Here is a 20289-nt window from a genome sequence, read left to right on the forward strand (position 1 = left end):
AAGAAATCATTCTGGCTGATAATCTAATCATCCTTAAAGGAAACCACAAAATAAACCTTAGCGATACCTATAAAGATTTTATCAAGAAAATGAACATTATATCATAACAACTACTTTTTTATATATCCCAAACTTCTTCCACAGAATCTTTTTTTCTTTCTGCCTAATGTTGGGCATTTTTTCCAAAAATTGAATATGCCGGCTCTTTAGCCCTGATGGAAGCGGCATCCCATCCCGTTTTTTCTCCAGGATGGAATATAGCGGACAGCAGGAATCCATCCTCCCTAATAAAGCCCATTCTTTCGCTCCTTAAACTTCCTATAATTAAACTATTAATAACCCAATAACATACTTGGATCACTCCAGAGTTGAGATTTATATACTTAAGCTCTCCTTTCATGACACCAAAAAACGTATTCATGACATTTCTCTAAAAAAATAATGCTTTGCTCTTTAAATTTACTGCACCAAAAAGAAAATTACTGCATCAAAAAAACAAAAATGAATACCTATGAGACTAGAACTTAATAACCAAACATATATGCAATTCAAAACTATTTTTAACAAAATCAATCCTTGGATTGGACTTTTGGGGTCATTATGTCTCATTATTCCGAGCTTATATGACATACTAGATGATCCATTACTGCTTACTACTGATCACTTGATCCTAGCAGTGGGAGTCTTTTTTATGATTTTATTTTTAAAGCAAATATTTGATAGAATCATTAATTTAGAAGGAATGGAATAAAACCCATGTGAATAAAAAATAGTCTATGCCATTTAGCACTATTTCTTGTATTAACTAATTGTATTAACTAACCCTCCAATTAACAATTAAATTAGTTAGATTTACCTGTCTCAATCTTTTTGGGGCAGGTATTTTTATTTTAATTAAAAAAAAGAATCCAACTATTGTAACTTTTTTGGAACCCCATACGTATAATCACTTGTACACTTAAAAAAATTGAGGAGACAAAAACATGAGACAACTTAAAATTACCAAGCAGGTTACCAATCGTGAAACCGCTTCATTAGACAAATATTTACAAGAAATTGGAAAAGTTGACCTTATTACCGCTGACGAAGAGGTAGAATTAGCTCAAAGAATTAAAGCCGGGGATCAAAGAGCCCTTGAGAAATTAACAAAAGCCAATTTACGTTTCGTAGTTTCGGTAGCCAAACAATACCAAAATCAAGGTCTTACCCTTCCTGACTTAATCAATGAAGGTAATCTTGGTTTAATAAAAGCAGCACAACGTTTTGACGAAACTCGTGGATTTAAATTCATTTCATATGCTGTATGGTGGATTCGTCAATCGATACTTCAAGCTTTAGCCGAACAATCTCGTATCGTTCGTTTACCATTGAACAAAATTGGTTCTATCAATAAAATCAACAAAATGTACGCATTATTGGAGCAATCTAATGAGCGTCCACCATCTGCTGAGGAAATTGCAAAAGAACTGGACATGACCGTAAATGACGTAAAAGAGTCTATGAAAAACTCTGGTCGTCACTTATCTATGGACGCCCCTCTTGTAGAAGGAGAGGATTCTAACCTTTATGATGTATTGCGTTCTGGTGAATCACCAAATCCAGACAGAGAGTTAATCCATGAATCATTGCGTACTGAAATCGAACGTTCACTAGAAACATTGACTCCAAGAGAGGCAGATGTTGTACGTTTGTACTTTGGTCTTGGTGACCAACACCCAATGACATTGGAAGAAATTGGTGAAACTTTTGACCTGACTCGCGAACGTGTACGTCAAATCAAGGAAAAAGCAATCCGTAGATTGAAACATACTTCAAGAAGTAAAATTTTGAAAACGTATTTAGGTTAATATAAAAATATCCCCAAATTAAAATTTTTAAAAAGATAATTTTAACTATTTTAATAGAACGTGAACAACAGTCTGATTAACTGTTCGTTTTTTGATTGATGATTGAAACTCCGGCTGATTACCGGAGTTTTATTTTTATCAATAAAACCCCGGTCAGTTCGAACTCCGTTCTCGGGTTTCCGGAGTTTTATTTTTTACCCCATTAAGACTTCCTACAATTTCCTTTCTTGTAGCTCACAGAAACCCAAAAAATCGTTAATCTTTGCGAATTTGAAAAAATCTTTGCGCCTTTGCGCTAAAAAAAACTAATTTTGCAAAAAACTACAAATTTGTTAAGACGCACAGCAGTATGTCTCTACGCAACAAAAAACAATAATGAGTAAAAACACACTAATTGCCCCTTCAGTTCTAGCTGCCGATTTTGCTAATTTGCAACGTGATATCGAAATGATTAACAACAGTCAAGCTGACTGGTTTCACATTGACATCATGGATGGCGTTTTTGTTCCGAATATCTCTTTTGGGATGCCGGTTCTTGAAGCAATCACAAGACACACTAAAAAAACAGTTGACGTACATTTGATGATTGTCAACCCAGACCAATACATTAAAACATTCAAAGATCTTGGTGCCGACATTTTAACTGTACATTACGAAGCCTGCACTCACCTACACAGAACCCTACAAGCCATCAAAGCTCAAGGAATGAAAGCTGGAGTGGCACTAAACCCGCACACGAGTGTTGATTTATTGGAAGATGTAATCAATGATATTGATATGGTTTGTATCATGGGTGTGAATCCTGGTTTTGGCGGACAGTCGTTTATAGAAAATACTTATGTTAAAGTAAAAAAACTAAAAGATTTGATTACCAGAAAAGGAGCATCAACTCTTATAGAAATTGATGGTGGCGTTACCAATAAAAATGCTTTACAATTGGTTGAAGCTGGAGCGGATGTACTTGTTGCCGGAAGCTTTGTATTTAAAGCTGAAGACCCTATCCAAACCGTAGCTGATTTAAAGCAATTGACAACAGTATAAAAATTCAAAAGTCCCAATACTCATAAAGAGACATTGGGACTTTCTTCTTTAGTAAACACTTATTTGTACTGATCAATTAAATACTTTATCAAATCGGTGGTGGTTATTATCCCAACCAACAAATGGTCTTGACAAACCGGCAAGGCATGAAATTCTTTGGTAGCCAATATTTGGGCAGCTTCTTTAATGGTTGTATCTGGCGTAATGGTAATTAACTTTTTGGCCATAACCTGCTCTACTGTAAACATATTATAAACGGTTGTATCCACAACCTCTTCATCATCATCTATTGCATCTGCAAAAGAAATACGCAACAAATCGGTATAACTCAGCATTCCAATTATGGTTGCTCCATTCACTACAGGAATATGTCTGATTTTGTAATGCTTAAAGAGCGATTCAGCTTTTGTTAAATCATCTGAAATAGTCAATTTAATTATATTTTTGGTCATAATTGTTGACACGGGAACCTGCTGTCTCATAACACCCTAATTTTAAATTATAAGTAAATTTAAAATAGAAAATTAATCCAAAATATGATGTTTATCAGTTGTTCATTAAAACTATTTTAGGATATTAATACTTCATATTCGACATCAAACTCACTATTCCCGTACACAATCTATCGAATTGACTTTAACACACTTAAAGCTCCTGTATTCCTTTCCTAAAAAATATATAATACCAATTTATTGAAATTATATATTATCTATTGAACAACTTATTAAACATGTCTAATTGTTCTTGAGAAGAGTGACAGCCCATTTGGCTTTTGCATCCTATCCGATTATACAACGTAAAACATGCTAAAAACATTTTCTGAATGCAATGCATAAATCAATTCGATCAATTCTACTTTGGACCCTGTTCATTTTTGTAATTTAGGAATAGGGAATTTAGTACCCCCTCTTTTCAATTTTTCAATTTGCTCTTCCAGAAAAACCTTTATTTTATTATTGGCTAGTATTTGTGCCACTTTATAATTATGGGTGGTTGTGAAACGATGGTCTGTCTGAAAAGAAGAACTGTCTACGACCAGTTTAAGATCATATTTAGCCCGTCTGAAATATTTATCATCGTGGCAATTGTTAGCGGTACGGCAGTACCTATAAAATTCCTGATTATTTTCGAAGTAGAATTTTAATTTACGAAGTTCTGCTTTATAATATTTGCGGATTGTTTTTTTAGAGCCAATGGTTTGTTGCTCTCTATATTATAGATTTCGTTGTAGTATATCAGCCTGCCAGTAAACTTTGGCTTGATATCGCGAAAGAATTCAATTTCCTCCTTCTTGTTTAGCAACTTCTATTTAAGAAAAAGGATTTGAGTTTCTCTAAGATAACAACGATACTTTTTATTGCCTGTTCGGCAGATTGTATCGGGTTTTCTGTGTCTAGATGAATTAGTTTTAATTAATGTTCCAGTTCAGACATCAGCGATTCAGCAAACAATTTCATTAACACTATTTTAGATTTACAGTTGGACTGATTCAATAAATGAATTGGGAGGCAAATCTATTTAATGGATATTTGGGTTGCAAATACTGTGGTGTGTGAATCCCGAATTGAATAGTGATATTCCCGAATTGCATAGTGGTAATGATTAAAAAAAAATCAAAGTCATGAGACTTTACTGAGTGTGTAGACATTGGAAACTCATTAAACTTGATATGATTGATTTTATTGGAACATTAGAGGACTGATTTTAGGGCATTTTTTTTGTGTATGAAAAAAACAAGTAATGAAAAAACCATTTTACGGCAGTTTAAAAGTAAACATTTGTAAAATGGTTTTTACAGTCTAAAAGTAGTAGTTGAAAAGTGTTACTCTATCACTACTTTTTGAGTCACGAATTCAGTTTCAGATTTTTTGAATTTAAGTTCAAAAGTTCCTTTTACAGTTGGGGTGAATTTTAAAAGAGTCTTTTTAGGATCTGGCACCTGCTGGGTGCATACCTCTGCTGGGTATTTTACTTCCACCTGATATCCTATTTCTTTATCGATTGTTGTCTCAGTGATATTAACGAATTCTGCGCAAGCGTTGTCCACAATATAAGTTATAACATAACTAAGTTCAACGTTTACCTTTCCTGTTGTCGGCCCTTCTATTTTAGTTACCAATGCAACTTTTGTTTTTGAAGTGTTTACTTGTTCATCGTCATCATTGTTGCATGAAACAAATACAGTTGTTAAAAGTACTATTGCCAAAATTGATTTTAATCTAAAGTTTTTCATTTAAAATAATTATTTAAGTGTTAATTTATATGAAGATGCCCAAGCGTTGTAATGGTTGCTTGTGCAAGATGTTAAATAATTAAAATTAAAAATTAAGATTTTCAAAATCAGCATTTTACTTGATGAAAATAATTTATACAATGGCGGCAGGTTTACATGCAGATTCTTTGGCAAGGAATGATTTATTACTTTTTTTAATTCAATTCAAATAAGATATCTGTAATGCTTTTTTAAATTACTATTTGGCTTTTGAATCAATAGGTTTATGTGAAGTTGAATTAATAATGGATAAAGTAAGGGGATCAAACTGACCTAAGAAATAAGTATCCAATGCTTCTTGAAATACAGGATTTGTATTTTTTGTTTTGGCAAAAAGGGTCATGGAAGAACACAATTTACGTGCATCTAAGTCTCCAAATATTGTTTCTGCAGATTTATGACTCAAACTTAACAGCAGTGTTGTAATTTCTATAAGATGTTTGCCCAATATGGGGTGCTCAAGAAATTCTTCGGCTTCTTTTAGGTTGGCAATCGCATAATAATTGGCTGTATCACTGTGTCCCAAACCTTTTATCTGAGGAAAGATGAACCACATCCAATGGGTCTCTTTTTTGCCTTTTTCAATTTCAGAAAAAGCAGTAAGATACATTTTGTTTTGTGCCTCTAAAAAACGCGTTAAATCATTGTTACGGTAAGCCATTGTGGTATTTTATTAAAAATAGGGTTGTAAAATTAGCGAAAAAAAGTGCTGTTTGATAAAAGGGTTAGACGGTAATTATTTAAAAATTTCAGCAATAAATTTTCTTCTGTACTCCAAAAAAATAAGGTAATGTTGGTGCTTTAAATCAAAAATCAGAAAATCATCCTTTTCGATAGACTCTTCTAAAAGTTAAGTTGATTCTTGGTAAAACATCACGGGCAGTTTTGGGCACCTGATGCTGCCAAAAGCTATTGGTTGTTCCCGCCATCAATAAAAAAGATCCATGGTGCAAAGGGATTTCTACCAGTGGAATGTCTTTTCGACACTTATGGCGCAGTCTGAACATTCTGGTTTCTCCAAAAGTAACTGAGGCAATAATTGGATTTTGTCCCGTATTGTGTTCTTTATCGCTGTGCCAAGCTACGCCATCTTTCCCGTTTCGATACAAATTGAGCAGTACAGCATTAAAATCAACTGCCACTTCGTTCTCGACCCTTTTGCGGATAGCCAGTAATTCGGGTGTCCATGGCGGTGAATTTTCACTAGTTCCATTACTTTCTTTGTCTTGGTACCAGGCAATCATTCTTGGAGCAGTAACAGTTTTATTAAACATTTCCATTTCATATTCCTGCCATTTTGTTTGGTGAAGCAGCATTTCATAATAATGATCGGATTCTTCTTTGTTAAAGAAATTATCAATCAAAATAAGTTCACTGTCAGGTAGATCAAATATTTTTTTGCCCTCAGATCCTACAGTAAATAATTCGGTATCGTTAAATAGTGTCATAATTTGTTTTTATTTAAAGGGTCAATAGTTAGTGTATCATTCTATGTCTAGGGATATTAATCTCATGTTCCTGTGGATAAGGAGCGCGATGGGTACTGCTGACATCTTCCCTGATTTGGTTTTGTGTTTTGAACTGATCTTTAGAATCCATATACCTTGGGTCGGGGACAAAAGGCATCTTGGCCATTTTGATTATGGTAATGGTTGGAAAATGGAAATCCACCTCTACAGTACCCAAGAGCAGGTAACAGCCACCTCCCTGAAAGGGATATTGAGCCAAAGAGTCGGGAAAATGAGCCGTATCAAAATAGGAACCCTCATGATCAATCCAAGTACCAAAATACATAGTCCCTCTCTTGGTGGGTACCTGTTTACGGGAGATGAGATAGGCCAGCATGCGTACTTGTTTTTTATGGCAGTTGAGCAGGTCTTTGGCCATAATATCTCCACGGTTCTTAGTTTGCAATAGGTCAAAAGGGCTGCAGGATACCGGAAAACTCAGTAGTTCAATTTCGTCAAAAGCGTCTTCAAACAAAGAACGCTCTAGTGTTGGGAGCTTGTATTCCTTAACGGGTTCCTGTATCAACAGTAAGTTTCTGTTTTCAGGTTTATAATTATTTAAGAGCAAACTGGCAATGACCAACAACTGGTTTTTAGATTTGCCGGTAAAGCGAAAAGCTCCAATGAAAATCAAAATTTTAATGCCTTCAATACCCATCGGGATGCGGTTGATGAAATCTTCCAACGATTGAAAGTCACCATTCCTGTTGCGATCCGAGACTATGAAATATGCCATTTTGGATTCCAGACTTTGCAGGTGCATAAACCCCAAATAGACTTCGGAACCATAGAGGTTTGTTTCATATTCACTTTTGTTTACGCAAGGGTTATGGATGGTTGCTCCAGCCATGCGCGCTTCATGCACATAGACTTCGGTTCTGTAAAATCCACCCTGATTGTTGATTACGGCTACCATAAATTCTATTGGGTAGTAGACCTTAAGATACAAGCTTTGATAGCTTTCCACAGCATAGGAAGCAGAATGGGCTTTACAGAACGAATAGCCTGCAAAGGATTCAATTTGTCGGTAGATTTCCTCGCTAAGGGCTAGGGGATGTCCTTTTTGTGTACAGCAAGCAAAGAAATTGTCCTTTACTTTTTGAAGTGCTTCTTTCGAGCGTCCTTTGCCACTCATGGCTCGACGCAAGATGTCTCCATCTGCTGCGGGAAGGCCACCATAATGGAGGGCTATTTTAATGACATCTTCCTGATAAACCATAATACCATAGGTTTCCCCAAGCTGTTCTTTAAACACCTCGTGAAAGTATTCGAACCGGTCGGGATGATTATGACGAAAGATATACTCTTTCATCATACCAGATTGTGCCACTCCTGGACGGATAATGGAGGAGGCAGCTACCAGTATTTTATAATTATCGCATTTCAGACGACGCAATAAACCCCGCATGGCTGGGCTTTCAATATAAAAGCAACCAATGGTTTTGCCTTGTGCCAAATAGCTGTTAGCTACAGCTTCATCTTTAGAGAGGGAAGTGTCGCGAATATCCACTCGGATTCCCCTGTTTTTCTCTATGAGTTTCACGCTATCATCAATATGTCCGATACCGCGTTGACTCAAAATATCAAATTTTTCGAAGCCAATGTCTTCAGCAATGTGCATGTCAAAAAGTACAATCGGAAATCCCTTGGGAGGCATTTCCAATGGAGTGTAATTGGTAATGGGTTCTTCGGAGATAATGATCCCACAGGAATGCATACTGCGCTGGTTTGGGTATCTCTCGAGTAGCATGCCATATTCCTGCACCAATTTCACTATGCTGTTACTGTCATGCAACTTCATGGGATTTTTAGCGAGTCGGTCCAATTCTTCTTTGGGTAATCCAAAGACTTTGCCCACTTCCCGAAAGATAGAACGGTATTTGAATTCCACATTGGTGCCACAAAAGGCCACATGGTCTGCTCCATAGCGGTTAAAAATGTATTCTAAAATTGCATCGCGTTCTTTCCAACTCCAATCGATATCAAAATCGGGCGGGCTCTTGCGATTCAGATTCAAAAAGCGTTCAAAATACAAATCAAGTTCCAGGGGACAAATATCCGTAATCCCCAAGCAGTAGGCAATTATGCTGTTGGCACCACTACCACGACCGATGTGCATAAATCCACGGCTGTTGCTGTAGCGAATAATATCCCAAGTGATTAAAAAATAACCGCTGAACTGGAGCTGGTCAATTACTTTTAGTTCTTTTTCCACACGTGCTTTGGCCAAAGTATTGTCTTTGCCGTAACGCCATGAAAGCCCCTGATAGGCTAGTGTGGTTAACAGGGCCAGATCACTTTCTCGATTGGCAGTATAAAACTTTTTATTTCTGGGGGTATTGAATTCAAATTTAAAATCGCATAAATCCATTACAGTTTGCGTATTGGAAATAATTTCTGGGTATTCCTCATAGGCAACTAAAAGGGATTCTAAAGGCAACATCACTTCCGAGGTTTTGCAATAGTTGGAAGAAGTAAGTTTGGACAGAATGCTGTTGGTATCTATGGCACGCAGGATTTTATGGAGGTTGAATTCCCTTTTTGTTCGAAAGGTTACGGGCTGGAGGATGACCATTTTGGGAATTTTACTTTGCCATTCCAAGAGAAATAGCTTGGAGAGTTCTTCGGGTCGAATTCCAATAAACTCGTTTTCCCGAAGTGTTGTGGGAGCCTGTTCTAAGGAATACACTATAAAGACATTATCGAATTCGGGAGCGCAAACCGGCAGGGATTCCCCACTAAAATTATGAGCAGTTAAAAAACGGTTCATCTCGGCAAGTCCACTGACGTTCTTTGCCAAGCCGATATACCGAAATTGATACCCACAACGAAACTCAATGCCGACAATCGGTTTAATACCCACAGCATCACATCCTTTTATAAAATCATAAATTCCGGTTACGGTATTGATATCCGTAAGTGCCATTGTTTTCACCCCACAAGTGACAGCCTGCCCCATGAGTTCCTCAAGGGGAATGGTGCCATAGCGTAAGGAATGAAAAGAGTGACAGTTGAGGTACATGATGGTTGATAGTTGTGGTTTAGGGTTTACGTTTTAAAATTTCATCTTTGGTGTTGGGTTTAAAGGATGCTCCAGCGCAACGCATCACGGCATCAAAGCCATAGCGGCTCTTCATTTTGTCCATGGCGGCGTATAGGGATAACATTTCCTGGGTGTCTTCAAAAAGATTGATTTGATAGGTACCTCGAACCAATCCGCTAAAGCGGATGCCTATTAATCGCAACCGCATTCGTCGTTGATAGAGTTTATCGAAGAGATCGATTACGTTTCTGGTTAGAATATGGTCTGCTGAGGTATAGGCTATTTTGCATTGTTTGGTTTCGGTGTCAAAATTGGCATAGCGTATTTTAACCACTATCATTGAGGTTAGCCACTGCTCTGAACGGAGTTGAAAGGCCAGTTTTTCCACCATGCCCATCAGCACCGATTTGAGTTTAGCAATGTCAATAGTATCTTGGGAAAAAGTATGCTCGGTGGAAATGGATTTTCGTTCAGTATAGGGTTCTACCGGACTATTGTCAATGCCGTTGGCTTTTTTCCATATATCCAAACCATTTTTGCCAATCATGCGTTGGAGGACTTCGGCTGGCATTTCGGAAAGTGTCTGTATGGTGCGAATCCCGATGCGGGACAAAAGCTGAAAAGTTACATTGCCAACCATGGGTATTTTTTGGATGGATAAAGGGTTTAAAAAAGCCTGCACATTATTCTCGGGAATCTCCAGATTTCCTCTGGGTTTGCCTTCGCCAGTGGCTATTTTGGAAACTGTTTTATTGACAGACAAAGCAAAACTAATGGGTAATCCAGTTTCTTTAATTACGGATTGTGCCAGTTCGTTTGTCCATTTGTAACTGCCATGAAAGCGATCCATACCGGTGATATCGAGATAGAACTCATCAATGCTGGCTTTTTCCATTATGGGGGCTTTTTCCTGAATTACCTGTGTGACATCATGGGATAATTTGGAATACAATTCCATATCTCCTTTGACAATCCTAGCTTGTGGGCAAAGTCTCATAGCCATATTAATGGGCATAGCAGATCGAACCCCAAAACGGCGTGCCTCATAGGAGCAGGAGGCTACCACCCCCCTATCGCCACCACCAATAATTAGAGGAATCCCTTCCAATTGAGTGTTTTCCAATCTTTCGCAGGATACGAAAAAGGTATCCAAATCCATGTGTACAATTGCCCGTATCATTTTCCTTTGTTTTTGTAAAGAACAAAATTAGCACAGTTTATAACATTTTTTAATATATTTGCTGTTACAAATTGTAACAAAATAATTATGTCCTTATTTTCAGACAACATCCGAACCCTTCGGGTAAAGCACAAGATATCGCAGGAGAAACTTGCCGAGAACCTTTGCATTACAAGGGGCAGGTATGTTAAGTATGAAGATGGTACATCCGAGGCTCCCTATGATATTTTAAAGAAAATAGCGCATTATTACCATATTAGTATTGATTTATTGTTGTCGGTGGATGTACGTAAAATTGACACTCAAGATTTACTAAAATTGGAAAATAATCGATTGGTGCTTCCCATTATGGTAGATAAGGAGGGGGAGAATTTTATTGAAGTTGTTACTCAAAAAGTGAAGGCCGGTTATTTAAACGGTTATGCAGATCCCGAATATATTGAAAGCCTGCAACAAATTTCATTACCTTTTTTAGGTACTGGCAAGCACAGGGGATTTCCGGTGGAGGGTGATTCCATGCCCCCCCATGAGGATGGTTCTATCATAATTGGCCGTTACGTAGAATCACTGGGTGAGGTACTGGATGGTAAGACCTACATATTCATCACTAAAAGTGAGGGGATGGTTTATAAGCGCCTTAATAAAAACAAAAAGAATGCATTGGTTCTGGAATCCGACAATCGGTTTTATCCAAACTATGAAGTTAAGGCCTCTGATATATTGGAGATTTGGGAGTATGAATGCAGTATTGGGCGAAGTGATATGAAGTCTAAGGCTTCTGATCCTGTTAGTGTGGAAGAAATGTTTTTGGAATTAAAGCGGGAGATTTCTGAAGTAAAAGAAAGTATCAAGAAATAGATTTGAGAGGGATTTTGTTTCGTTTGTAGGTTGGTTACGAGTTTTTATTTATGAAGGAGGTTTTTATTTTTTTCCTTGATGAAAAAAGTAACAAAAAAATCAAGTCTACAATATTTTTGCGCAAAAAATCATCAAATCTATTGTTTTTACCAGCAGTTTTTTTTTAGCAAATCAACAACAAACGATATTCTCCTTCATTTTCTATTGGTGCTCTGTGAATACAAGGCAGCACCTGTTGTTTTGGATGATCCACCGCCAGGCGCCAAAGATGTCCTAATCCTAAATTAATAGGCACTACATGGGGTTGCGCCTGATAATGCAAATCGAAATAATTTTCCTTCAGAAAATTTTCAAATTCCTCCGATGGGCCGTTATGTAGCTCTTTAAGTTTTTTTCGAATTTCAGGAATTAGAATTTTTTGTTCCGCTTGTTCATTAGAAATAATATCACTTGCCGCTCCATGATAGGTACATAAAAAAGTATCCGTTGCAATGGGAGAACGATCAACATGATACGAATACACATCAGTGGATATGAAATCAAATTCATCATCTCGTTCGTAACATTTAAGTAAATTAAGAGAGGGGGAAGCTCCGAAATCTGCTAATAATCGTAAATCATTTAAGATAATTTCCCTTGCTCTATTCCCCTTTTCCGATAGTTGGAGTGATAATAAATCTTTAGGATAAACTACCGTTATGTTTTCTTTTATTTGAAGTTTATCTACAATCTCTTTAAAATCGCCTTCCAAATTTCTGTACCAGCATAGGGCATTCATTTCTCCCTTAAAATTCGTATTTACAAGTTCAGAAAAAGTGGATACCATTCCAATTTGGCCGCTGTCAGAAAATGTATTGCTCATAGTATGATATCAAGAAGCTAGTTACTTAATGCATTACAAAATTATGCAATTCCGCGCCATCGGACTAATTTTTCAGGACAAGACAGGGAACATTCTTAAAATATTCACTGGAAAAGTCGGGAGGCTTTTATCGTTTTTACGGTTTTGAAGCACTTTTAAAAAAACGCAAAGTCATGAGACATTTGCGTAGCGTAGAGGCGAACACTTCATGGAGCGGGAAGAAGCTTATTCAGAACGAAATGTTTTAAAAAGACATTTGGGGTAATAAGCACCGCTATAACAGCTACTACAACGGATCTGGGCAATTGATTTAATTTAAAAATTGACTTGTATTTGTAAGAATTTGATTAATCCGAAAATAAGACTTAATTTAGTACCAAACCCACTGTAGTACCAGAACGTTGGCGGTCAGTTGAAGTCAAACTCTTTATCAAGAAACTAAAAACAACTAAGCCTTTTGATTCAGCATCAATCCCACTTTTTCATACAGATCTGGAAAACGCGTTTTGAACTCCAAAGGCGTTTCAAAATAGTTCTCTAAAATCACAGCCAGAAATTCAAACTGGTTGGTAAATGCATAAACCCTAAAATAATTGGATTCTACTAATTGCTCCCTGAATACAGTTTCATTCACTTCTTCATTAATAATAGCATACATTCTGGAAAAAAGTACTGAGCCACTATCAATACTTTGAGATCCATGGTAGTGCAAAACGTGGGCAAATTCATGGATTCCAAGATTTAAATTATCAGAAGAAATATCAAATCCCTTTTGAAAATCTTCCCAAGAGAAGACAACTGTTTTTGTGTTGGGATTAAATTCTCCTTTATGATATTGCTTCGTAATCCTAGAAAAATAGATTGACGGGTAAATGATTATTGTATCAAAAACATCGCAAAGATATTCCCGCATACCAAAAGACAACATAACAAATGTGGCAGCTACATGAACTTTTACCTCTTCGGTGATCACAAAATTCTCTCGACTGACAAATTCGTATTTATCCAAAAAACAGGCTACTCTATGCTCGAAATACACTTTGTTTTTATCTGATAAACGAACATAAAAAGGGAATTGTGTGTTTAAAAAATGGAGTGCATTGGGCGTAACTTTTTTCGGAAAAGGACAAAAGTGAACAAAAAGAGGTCTTCCAAATACCAAACCAAAATAGTATTCCAAAGACCTAAAAAAAACAATCAATAGAGCAACTACTACAAAAAAAGTAAGGCTAAAAGTAAAAACTATTAGTGTGATGTTATCCATAAACAGATTTGGGAGCTTGGGTTAGGTCTAAATATAAATAAAAAAAAGCAAAATCATAAAATTCATTTACGATTTTGCTTTTACTGCAATCCTAAAACAGAAAATTCACTCTTTTATTGAAGAAACAAGGAAAATTAACATATTATAAAAATAATGTCTAAAGATAAATAAGGTGGTTAATATCTTACTCAATCTTACAAACCTTATAAACAAAAAATCAACTTCTATTTATACTTAATATTTAAACTAATGATATCAGAAACCAAGTTAGTTGTTCTTGTGTAATGGCCATAACGAATTTCTAATGTGTTAAAATGTTTAAGTCCAAAAACTCCGTTAAATGGTGTCAATTTCATACCCATTCCAAAAAAACTACTTTCAAATTTTGACAAATCATAATTACTGGTATAAAATTCATCTGCAGCAGTATGTTCTCCATAAGGTTTGAAATATTTTGTTCCAGTTTGAGTATAATATCTATAGAATGGACTTAATGAAAATGCCGGAGATAATTTTACAGGAATTTCAATATCCGCTGTATGTGCTTTTAAACTCCAGTCATCAGAATAATATCTATAATAAGCTCGTATAATTATGTTATCACCAAAAAAATAACTAGCTCTAATACCCAGTGGAATTTTGAGTCTTGTGTCAGGCATTTTTTCTTGATGCACAGACCCATCTGCAAAATAAACTCTATGAAAAGGCAAACTTAAATATCCGCTTTGACCGATAACATCCCCTACTAACATTATTTGCAATCTCTGGTTAATTACCTGAGAATAACTAAGGGTTCCTGCAAAAGTATTTCTGTTTGCACTATCATACCCTTCATGTCCAGGAGGCCGAAGCTCAATGGGTTCAATTAGTTTTAGTTGATCAATAAACGTTTGAAATTTAGCCGTAAATTCTCCATTTTTATTTTTTGTCTTTTGTGAAAAACCAATATTACCACCAAACGATTGGTAATCAAATTCTGATGAAGATGAAACTCCAGCACCAAAAGTAGTTCCTTTCTCTTCATTTTCTCTAGAATAACTCAAAGACGGATAAAAACGAATATCTGAGGAAGAAGCAGAAGAATTGACACTCAAATCAATTTGATCCGATGATGCCGATGTATAGTAATCAATACCTGCTTCAACATCAAATGTATGTTTGATTCCTGTTTCACCATATTTTATCAATTTAACATCAATTGTGTTTGCTATATCAGAAAGATGTTCAGAGCCAATTCCTCCCGTAACTGCAGAATTATCTCCGTTTTGGTTATAATAACTGGAAACTAAATTTACCTCTTCGACTTTTAGTTTTTTACTTTTATAATTCGTAGAATCTGTAGAATTAATTTGTGCTCTTAATTGGAATAGACCCATCAGGGCAAATCCTGTGATAAATATTCTTTTCATTTAATTTTTTATAAAAATTAATTACAGCCGCATCCACCGCCACTTTTTCCTGCATTTGCTCCGGAAGCTCCTTCTCGGTAGGATTGAAAACTGAGTTCTGTCTTTTCAATTTTACGATTGGAAAGCACCATTTCAGAATCATTTATTTTTCCTTTTTGATATTCTTTCACTGAAGAACAGGAAGAGAGGAGATTGCACAGCAAAGCAATGCCCCATAACATCACAAGTGCAGTTAGTTTTGCCTTTTTCATTTCAGGTTAATATTTTTAGAAGTGTAAATTTTATTGTTGTCATCAATAATAATGCAATATAAATCAGGTATTTGATCTATTAAAAACAAACCTGCTTTAATACCCATAACAGCAATTGGAGTGGCCATTGCATCAGCAAATTCAGCATTAGAAGCAATAATGGTCACACTTTTAATTCCAGTAATAGGTAATCCTGTTTTAGGATCAATGGTATGCGAATATTTTTTCCCATTAATAGTAACAAACTTTTCATAATTTCCTGAAGTAGCGACTGCTTTATTGGATATTTCCATATATGAAAATGCTGCATTTGGAGAGTCAGGGTCAGCTACACCGATGGTCCACTTTTTTCCATTTGGCTGTAATCCCCATGCTGAAAGATCGCCACTCGCATTAATAATTCCACTCGTAACGTTATTTTCTATCAGAATTTTTTTTGCCATTTCGGCAGCATAACCTTTTCCAATTCCACCAAAACCAATTCGCATTCCTTTTTCCTTTAGAAAAACAGTACAATTTTCTTTGTCAAGAATTATATTTCTATAATTAATAAGATGAACCATTTTTGATGCCGTATGGGCATCTGGAAGTTTAGTCATTGATTTATCAAAATTCCAAAGACTTTTGTCTATACTTCCATAGGAAATATCAAATGCTCCTTGTGTAATTCTAGAAATACCTATACATCTTTCTATGAGATTAAAAACTTCAGAATCAACCTTTACAGGTTCAATACCTGCATTTTCATTAATTAAATTGGTCTGACTATCATTTTTATAAGTTGTCAAGAGTTTTTCAATTCTCCTGATTTCTTCTATTGCAAGATTAATATTTTTATTTCCTGAATTCTCATTTTCAGCTACAACAGTAATTATAAAATTATTCCCCATAAGTTTTAGGGATTGTGAATATTTTTGTGCTTTGAGAATGCTATTTTTTACCATCACAGATTGCTTTTATTTCTGCAGTCCATTCTTCAGGAGTTGTTTCGGGCTTTCCATGCCATGTTTTCAATACTTTACCATTAGCATCTAAAATTAGGGTAAGAGGAAAACTCCCTTCTTTATTATAAATTTCAGCTAAATCTTCATTACGTTTAACCTGCTCAGCTGTACCGATGTTTTTTTTCTTTCTAGGAAAATCAGCATTAACCAATACCAAATTTTCATTTGCCATATCAGTGAATACTTTACTTTCAAGATAATCTCTGCGCAATAAAATACAAGGACCACACCAATCTGATCCAGAAAAGTTTAATAAAATTAGTTGATGCTTTTCATTTGCAATTTTCTTTGCATTATTAAAATCTGATTCCCAATTAATTGAAAATATAGTTAATAGGAAAAATAATGTAATGAGTTTCATTTTATGTTTTCTTTTTTAGATACTGATAAAGGAACTAATTTAAAATCGTTTTATTATTATTGCTTTCCTTAAGATTTATTTAATTCTTTAACGAAGCTCAATTTTAACAGCTTCAATTAAAAGGACTTATATCTACAATTAGAACTTTTTCGAGCTTTTCAAGTTTATACCCCAAAAAAAAGACATGAAGGTTACACATTATTTGTGTAATCTTCACGCCTACTATAATTTGAGTTTGTGACCGCGGAGGGGTTCGAACCCCCAACCCTCAGAGCCGAAATCTGATATTCTATCCAGTTGAACTACGCGGTCAGTATAAATTTTAGATTTCTGATTTTAGAATTTAAAAACAGAAATCTATTTAATTTAAGTCAATAATTTCTTTACGATTGTAGAAATGGTTTTTCCCTCGGCAGTACCGCCCAATTGAGCAGAAGCCAATCCCATTACTTTACCCATTGAAGCAATTCCAGACGCTCCTGTTTCGGCAATGATTTTTGCAATCACTGCTTCCACTTCAGCTTCGCTTAATTGAGCAGGTAAGAATTTTTCGATTACCGCAATTTGTGCCAATTCTGGTTCAGCTAAATCCATACGATTTTGCTCTGTAAATATTCTGGCGCTTTCCTTACGGGTTTTAACTAATCTTTGAAGTAATTTAATCTCATCATCAGCCGATATTTCTTCTTTTGAACCTGATGCAGTCTGTGCTAATAAAAGCTCTGATTTTATAGCTCTCAAGGCTTCTAATGCTACTGTATCTTTGGCTCTCATGGCAGTTTTTATTTCGTCCATGATTTGAATTGATAAACTCATATTCTGTATTTTAGATTTTAGATTTAAAATTTTAAATTTCAGATTGTCTCTTTGAAAACGAATCTCTGTGAGTGCCCCAGATGGAAATGAAAAACCTTTTTGAGAGAAACTATATTTTTTCTTGAACCAGAAAAGCGACTAAAAGAAGCTCTTTCTTGTTCTTAGAAAAAAATAGTTACGACAAAAAGCTTGTAATGTACAGCTGGATAAGGCCCGACAAATTTAGAAAATTTAACTCGCATTAACAACTTCTAGTTTTATGCTTTATACTCAAAAAAATAACCCGAAAATTTTATTTAATTTTCGGGCTATCTCAAAATGGTTTGAGTTAGTTAGTCTACATTGTCATGTAAATAGGAGTTGTTTGAACGCAACTGTAAGTCATTATTACTATCTGTTCCTACTGATATTCTTGAAGTAGAATTATTAGTTTGTGAACTACTAAGATCGATACCAAATCTTTTGTAAGCTGGTTCCCTTTCTAGTTCATCCACTCTTGATACATTATCATGGAACTTATAATTGAAATCTTTAAGTTTTCTTCTTCTTTCTTCTGCTCTGAATCTAAGTGTTTCTTCGATTGTCATGTCTACTGGAGAATTATTTGCCAGAACAGGCGTCTCAGCTACTGGCTCAGAAACTTGTTTCATGGTGATATTCAATTCTGCCGGTATTACTTCCTCAATTTTGGCCACAGGCTTGCTTTCTACCAAGTCATTCTCTGTTTCCATGTATTCTTCAAGCGAGTATTTTATAATACCGTTATCAGACAATTCAGTTACTGGAACGAACTGAACAGGTTGTACTACTTTAATTTCGCGAGTTTCATTTGTCAATTCAAACAAGAAATTATTTGACTCTTCTTTAGCCTGAACAGGTTCCGGTTTGCTTAATGGCAAATCGAATGAAAAAGCAGTTTGCTCTTGTTTTTCCTCAAAACGTATTGGCTCTGACCTTACTTCTCTTACTTGCTCAACAACAGGATTTGTAACGATAAAATCGATCTCTTTCATAGGAGAAACAATTTCGAAAGTTACATCCAAATTTTTGATAAATTCGGTCATCCCGATTAATTCATCTTCATTGATTGAAGCAATTATTGGAGACTCAATTACAGCCGCAGGTGTTACAGCATCTTCGATTAAATCAAAAACGATTCTTTCTTCAGAGTTTGAAACCGGTGTTTCAGTATTTAAATTAAAGTTTGCAACAGTGTTTTTTGTTAAGTCAAAAACACCTCTTTGCTCTTCTTCTAAAGTGTGAATTATTTTTTTTGGTTCAACATTTACGATTTCGTTTTGTTGTTCCACATTAAAACCTGTAGCGATAATAGTTACAGCTATAGCATCACCAAGAGTTTCATCTTCACCAACTCCCATAATAATATTGGCATTAGAACCTGCTTCGTATTGAATATGCTCATTGATTTCGGCAATTTCATCTATAGTAATCTCATTAGTTCCAGAAACGATAAGCAACAATACGTTTTTGGCTCCTGTGATTTTATTATCATTTAAAAGTGGAGAATCTAAAGCAGCAACAATCCCTTCCTTAGCTCTATTTTCACCAGATGAAACAGAAGATCCCATAATAGCAGTTCCGCTATTATACAATACTGTTTTGGCATCACGTAAATCGATATTTTGAGTATAGTGATGTGTTATTACTTCGGCAATTCCTCTAGAGGCAGTTGCCAAAACTTCATCCGCTTTTGAGAATCCGGCTTTGAAACCTAGATTTCCGTATACTTCTCTTAATTTATTATTATTGATAACGATTAAAGAATCGACTTGCTTGCGCAATTTTTCGATACCAATAAGCGCCTGTTCTTGACGCACTTTACCTTCGAATAAGAATGGCAAAGTCACGATTCCTACTGTAAGTATATCTCTTTCTTTGGCTAGTTGAGCGATAACTGGCGCAGCTCCTGTTCCAGTTCCACCACCCATTCCGGCAGTGATAAATACCATTTTGGTATTGATATCCAACATTTTTTCAATGTCAGCGATGCTTTCTATAGCAGATTGGTGTCCAATATCTGGATTTGCTCCAGCGCCCAATCCCTCAGTCAAATTCATCCCTAACTGAATTTTATTGGGTACAGCACTATTGTCCAATGCTTGAGAATCGGTATTACAGACGATGAAATCCACGCCTTTAATCCCTTGTTTAAACATGTGGTTTATAGCGTTACTACCGCCACCACCTACTCCAATTACTTTGATTACATTTGATTGATTTTTTGGTAAATCAAATGAAATACTTCCAAATTCTGTGTTGCTTGGCATCATATGGGGTTTTAATTTTTTATTAACTTTATCTCTAACTACTCTTGGCTTGGGGCAAAAAGGAGGTATGATAACATTTTTATTCTTTATTTATTATTCTGCGTTGTCCAAAAAATCTTTAATCTTGTCCACATATTTATCAAAAAACGATCTTCTTATTTTATTTTCAGTAGATTCCTCTCTAACAGGATCTACTTGAAGTACTCTTTCAGGTTGTACATAAACCTCTTCTTTAATTTCTACTTTTTCTTCTACAATAGGCTCTCTATAATAAGTTACTTTTTC

General features: G+C 35.6%; 19 protein-coding genes, 1 tRNA gene and 2 pseudogenes. 4 read left to right on the forward strand and 18 right to left on the reverse strand.

The features are described from left to right. Nucleotides 1-163: 163 nt before the first annotated feature. The gene (locus tag VFS71_RS11175; RefSeq protein ID WP_326401311.1) at nucleotides 164-298 is read right to left on the reverse strand and encodes a hypothetical protein; all 135 of its coding nucleotides are present in this window, start codon (nucleotides 296-298) and stop codon (nucleotides 164-166) included. A gap of 213 nt (nucleotides 299-511) precedes the next feature. Here VFS71_RS11175 and VFS71_RS11180 point away from each other — a divergent pair, with 213 nt between their 5' ends. From VFS71_RS11180 to rpe, 3 genes are all read left to right on the forward strand, one after another. Beyond that, nucleotides 512-751 (forward strand): hypothetical protein, encoded by a 240-nt coding sequence (locus VFS71_RS11180; protein ID WP_326401312.1) that lies wholly within the window; start codon nucleotides 512-514, stop codon nucleotides 749-751. Between the two features lie 232 nt (nucleotides 752-983). Beyond that, complete coding sequence (locus VFS71_RS11185; RefSeq protein WP_007804760.1) at nucleotides 984-1847, forward strand: sigma-70 family RNA polymerase sigma factor; 864 nt, start codon at nucleotides 984-986, stop codon at nucleotides 1845-1847. A gap of 375 nt (nucleotides 1848-2222) precedes the next feature. After that, nucleotides 2223-2888 carry a ribulose-phosphate 3-epimerase gene (gene rpe, locus VFS71_RS11190; RefSeq protein WP_326401314.1) on the forward strand — a complete coding sequence of 222 codons (666 nt, stop codon included), beginning with the start codon at nucleotides 2223-2225 and terminating at the stop codon, nucleotides 2886-2888. Between the two features lie 59 nt (nucleotides 2889-2947). Here rpe and VFS71_RS11195 read toward each other — a convergent pair whose 3' ends face one another. The 7 genes and pseudogenes from VFS71_RS11195 to dinB form a co-directional block, all read right to left on the reverse strand. Then, nucleotides 2948-3370 carry a CBS domain-containing protein gene (locus VFS71_RS11195; protein WP_326401315.1) on the reverse strand — a complete coding sequence of 141 codons (423 nt, stop codon included), beginning with the start codon at nucleotides 3368-3370 and terminating at the stop codon, nucleotides 2948-2950. 386 nt (nucleotides 3371-3756) lie between these two features. After that, nucleotides 3757-4190, reverse strand: a pseudogene (locus tag VFS71_RS20245) (RteC domain-containing protein). A 520-nt stretch (nucleotides 4191-4710) separates the two neighbouring features. Next, on the reverse strand, nucleotides 4711-5121 hold the full coding sequence (locus tag VFS71_RS11200; RefSeq protein ID WP_326401316.1) for a hypothetical protein: 411 nt from the start codon (nucleotides 5119-5121) through the stop codon (nucleotides 4711-4713). A gap of 238 nt (nucleotides 5122-5359) precedes the next feature. Beyond that, nucleotides 5360-5821 carry a DUF1810 domain-containing protein gene (locus VFS71_RS11205; RefSeq protein ID WP_326401318.1) on the reverse strand — a complete coding sequence of 154 codons (462 nt, stop codon included), beginning with the start codon at nucleotides 5819-5821 and terminating at the stop codon, nucleotides 5360-5362. A 160-nt stretch (nucleotides 5822-5981) separates the two neighbouring features. Next, nucleotides 5982-6608: an alpha-ketoglutarate-dependent dioxygenase AlkB family protein gene (locus VFS71_RS11210; protein ID WP_326401320.1), complete on the reverse strand. Its 627-nt coding sequence runs from the start codon at nucleotides 6606-6608 to the stop codon at nucleotides 5982-5984. 28 nt (nucleotides 6609-6636) lie between these two features. Next, nucleotides 6637-9690: a DNA polymerase III subunit alpha gene (locus tag VFS71_RS11215; RefSeq protein WP_326401322.1), complete on the reverse strand. Its 3054-nt coding sequence runs from the start codon at nucleotides 9688-9690 to the stop codon at nucleotides 6637-6639. A 19-nt stretch (nucleotides 9691-9709) separates the two neighbouring features. Continuing rightward, nucleotides 9710-10891, reverse strand: a complete 1182-nt coding sequence (gene dinB, locus VFS71_RS11220) for a DNA polymerase IV (protein WP_326401324.1) — start codon at nucleotides 10889-10891, stop codon at nucleotides 9710-9712. An 87-nt stretch (nucleotides 10892-10978) separates the two neighbouring features. On the opposite strand from dinB, the gene VFS71_RS11225 reads away from it, so the two are divergent. After that, nucleotides 10979-11749: a LexA family transcriptional regulator gene (locus VFS71_RS11225; protein ID WP_326401326.1), complete on the forward strand. Its 771-nt coding sequence runs from the start codon at nucleotides 10979-10981 to the stop codon at nucleotides 11747-11749. A gap of 163 nt (nucleotides 11750-11912) precedes the next feature. On the opposite strand, the gene VFS71_RS11230 is transcribed toward VFS71_RS11225, so the two are convergent. The 10 genes and pseudogenes from VFS71_RS11230 to VFS71_RS11275 form a co-directional block, all read right to left on the reverse strand. Continuing rightward, entirely contained in the window at nucleotides 11913-12611 is a 699-nt protein-coding gene (locus VFS71_RS11230) for a DUF1826 domain-containing protein (RefSeq protein ID WP_326401328.1), read from the reverse strand. Nucleotides 12612-13059: 448 nt separating this feature from the next. Further along, nucleotides 13060-13875, reverse strand: a complete 816-nt coding sequence (locus VFS71_RS11235) for a zinc-dependent peptidase (RefSeq protein ID WP_326401330.1) — start codon at nucleotides 13873-13875, stop codon at nucleotides 13060-13062. Nucleotides 13876-14099: 224 nt separating this feature from the next. Beyond that, entirely contained in the window at nucleotides 14100-15284 is a 1185-nt protein-coding gene (locus tag VFS71_RS11240) for a DUF3570 domain-containing protein (RefSeq protein ID WP_326401332.1), read from the reverse strand. Between the two features lie 17 nt (nucleotides 15285-15301). Further along, entirely contained in the window at nucleotides 15302-15505 is a 204-nt protein-coding gene (locus VFS71_RS11245; protein WP_326401341.1) for a DUF4266 domain-containing protein, read from the reverse strand. Between the two features lie 26 nt (nucleotides 15506-15531). Further along, nucleotides 15532-16479 carry an FAD:protein FMN transferase gene (locus VFS71_RS11250; RefSeq protein ID WP_326401334.1) on the reverse strand — a complete coding sequence of 316 codons (948 nt, stop codon included), beginning with the start codon at nucleotides 16477-16479 and terminating at the stop codon, nucleotides 15532-15534. Then, complete coding sequence (locus VFS71_RS11255; protein ID WP_326401336.1) at nucleotides 16466-16900, reverse strand: thioredoxin family protein; 435 nt, start codon at nucleotides 16898-16900, stop codon at nucleotides 16466-16468. The genes VFS71_RS11250 and VFS71_RS11255 overlap by 14 nt, the downstream gene beginning before the upstream one ends. 238 nt (nucleotides 16901-17138) lie before the next feature. Further along, nucleotides 17139-17212 (reverse strand) — tRNA-Arg (locus VFS71_RS11260). Nucleotides 17213-17266: 54 nt separating this feature from the next. Further along, nucleotides 17267-17716 (reverse strand): GatB/YqeY domain-containing protein, encoded by a 450-nt coding sequence (locus VFS71_RS11265; RefSeq protein ID WP_326401338.1) that lies wholly within the window; start codon nucleotides 17714-17716, stop codon nucleotides 17267-17269. Nucleotides 17717-18048: 332 nt separating this feature from the next. Next, nucleotides 18049-20004, reverse strand: coding sequence for a cell division protein FtsZ (gene ftsZ / locus VFS71_RS11270; protein ID WP_326401340.1), 1956 nt, complete (start codon nucleotides 20002-20004; stop codon nucleotides 18049-18051). 93 nt (nucleotides 20005-20097) lie between these two features. Further along, nucleotides 20098-20289: pseudogene (locus VFS71_RS11275) on the reverse strand (cell division protein FtsA); the annotation flags it as partial.

Origin of the sequence: Flavobacterium sp. (assembly GCF_035760125.1) — a bacterium.
GTDB lineage: Bacteria > Bacteroidota > Bacteroidia > Flavobacteriales > Flavobacteriaceae > Flavobacterium.

Bases quoted from the DNA above. Each gene is read 5' to 3' on its own strand.
- ftsZ (WP_326401340.1), bottom strand. From the start codon at position 20,004: ATGCCAAGCAACACAGAATTTGGAAGTATTTCATTTGATTTACCAAAA.
- VFS71_RS11195 (WP_326401315.1), bottom strand. From the start codon at position 3,370: ATGAGACAGCAGGTTCCCGTGTCAACAATTATGACCAAAAATATAATT.
- VFS71_RS11265 (WP_326401338.1), bottom strand. From the start codon at position 17,716: ATGAGTTTATCAATTCAAATCATGGACGAAATAAAAACTGCCATGAGA.
- dinB (WP_326401324.1), bottom strand. From the start codon at position 10,891: ATGATACGGGCAATTGTACACATGGATTTGGATACCTTTTTCGTATCC.
- VFS71_RS11175 (WP_326401311.1), bottom strand. From the start codon at position 298: ATGGGCTTTATTAGGGAGGATGGATTCCTGCTGTCCGCTATATTCCAT.
- VFS71_RS11255 (WP_326401336.1), bottom strand. From the start codon at position 16,900: ATGAAACTCATTACATTATTTTTCCTATTAACTATATTTTCAATTAAT.
- VFS71_RS11185 (WP_007804760.1), top strand. From the start codon at position 984: ATGAGACAACTTAAAATTACCAAGCAGGTTACCAATCGTGAAACCGCT.
- VFS71_RS11210 (WP_326401320.1), bottom strand. From the start codon at position 6,608: ATGACACTATTTAACGATACCGAATTATTTACTGTAGGATCTGAGGGC.
- VFS71_RS11200 (WP_326401316.1), bottom strand. From the start codon at position 5,121: ATGAAAAACTTTAGATTAAAATCAATTTTGGCAATAGTACTTTTAACA.
- VFS71_RS11215 (WP_326401322.1), bottom strand. From the start codon at position 9,690: ATGTACCTCAACTGTCACTCTTTTCATTCCTTACGCTATGGCACCATT.
- VFS71_RS11180 (WP_326401312.1), top strand. From the start codon at position 512: ATGAGACTAGAACTTAATAACCAAACATATATGCAATTCAAAACTATT.
- rpe (WP_326401314.1), top strand. From the start codon at position 2,223: ATGAGTAAAAACACACTAATTGCCCCTTCAGTTCTAGCTGCCGATTTT.
- VFS71_RS11205 (WP_326401318.1), bottom strand. From the start codon at position 5,821: ATGGCTTACCGTAACAATGATTTAACGCGTTTTTTAGAGGCACAAAAC.
- VFS71_RS11230 (WP_326401328.1), bottom strand. From the start codon at position 12,611: ATGAGCAATACATTTTCTGACAGCGGCCAAATTGGAATGGTATCCACT.
- VFS71_RS11250 (WP_326401334.1), bottom strand. From the start codon at position 16,479: ATGGTAAAAAATAGCATTCTCAAAGCACAAAAATATTCACAATCCCTA.
- VFS71_RS11245 (WP_326401341.1), bottom strand. From the start codon at position 15,505: ATGTTATGGGGCATTGCTTTGCTGTGCAATCTCCTCTCTTCCTGTTCT.
- VFS71_RS11225 (WP_326401326.1), top strand. From the start codon at position 10,979: ATGTCCTTATTTTCAGACAACATCCGAACCCTTCGGGTAAAGCACAAG.
- VFS71_RS11240 (WP_326401332.1), bottom strand. From the start codon at position 15,284: ATGAAAAGAATATTTATCACAGGATTTGCCCTGATGGGTCTATTCCAA.
- VFS71_RS11235 (WP_326401330.1), bottom strand. From the start codon at position 13,875: ATGGATAACATCACACTAATAGTTTTTACTTTTAGCCTTACTTTTTTT.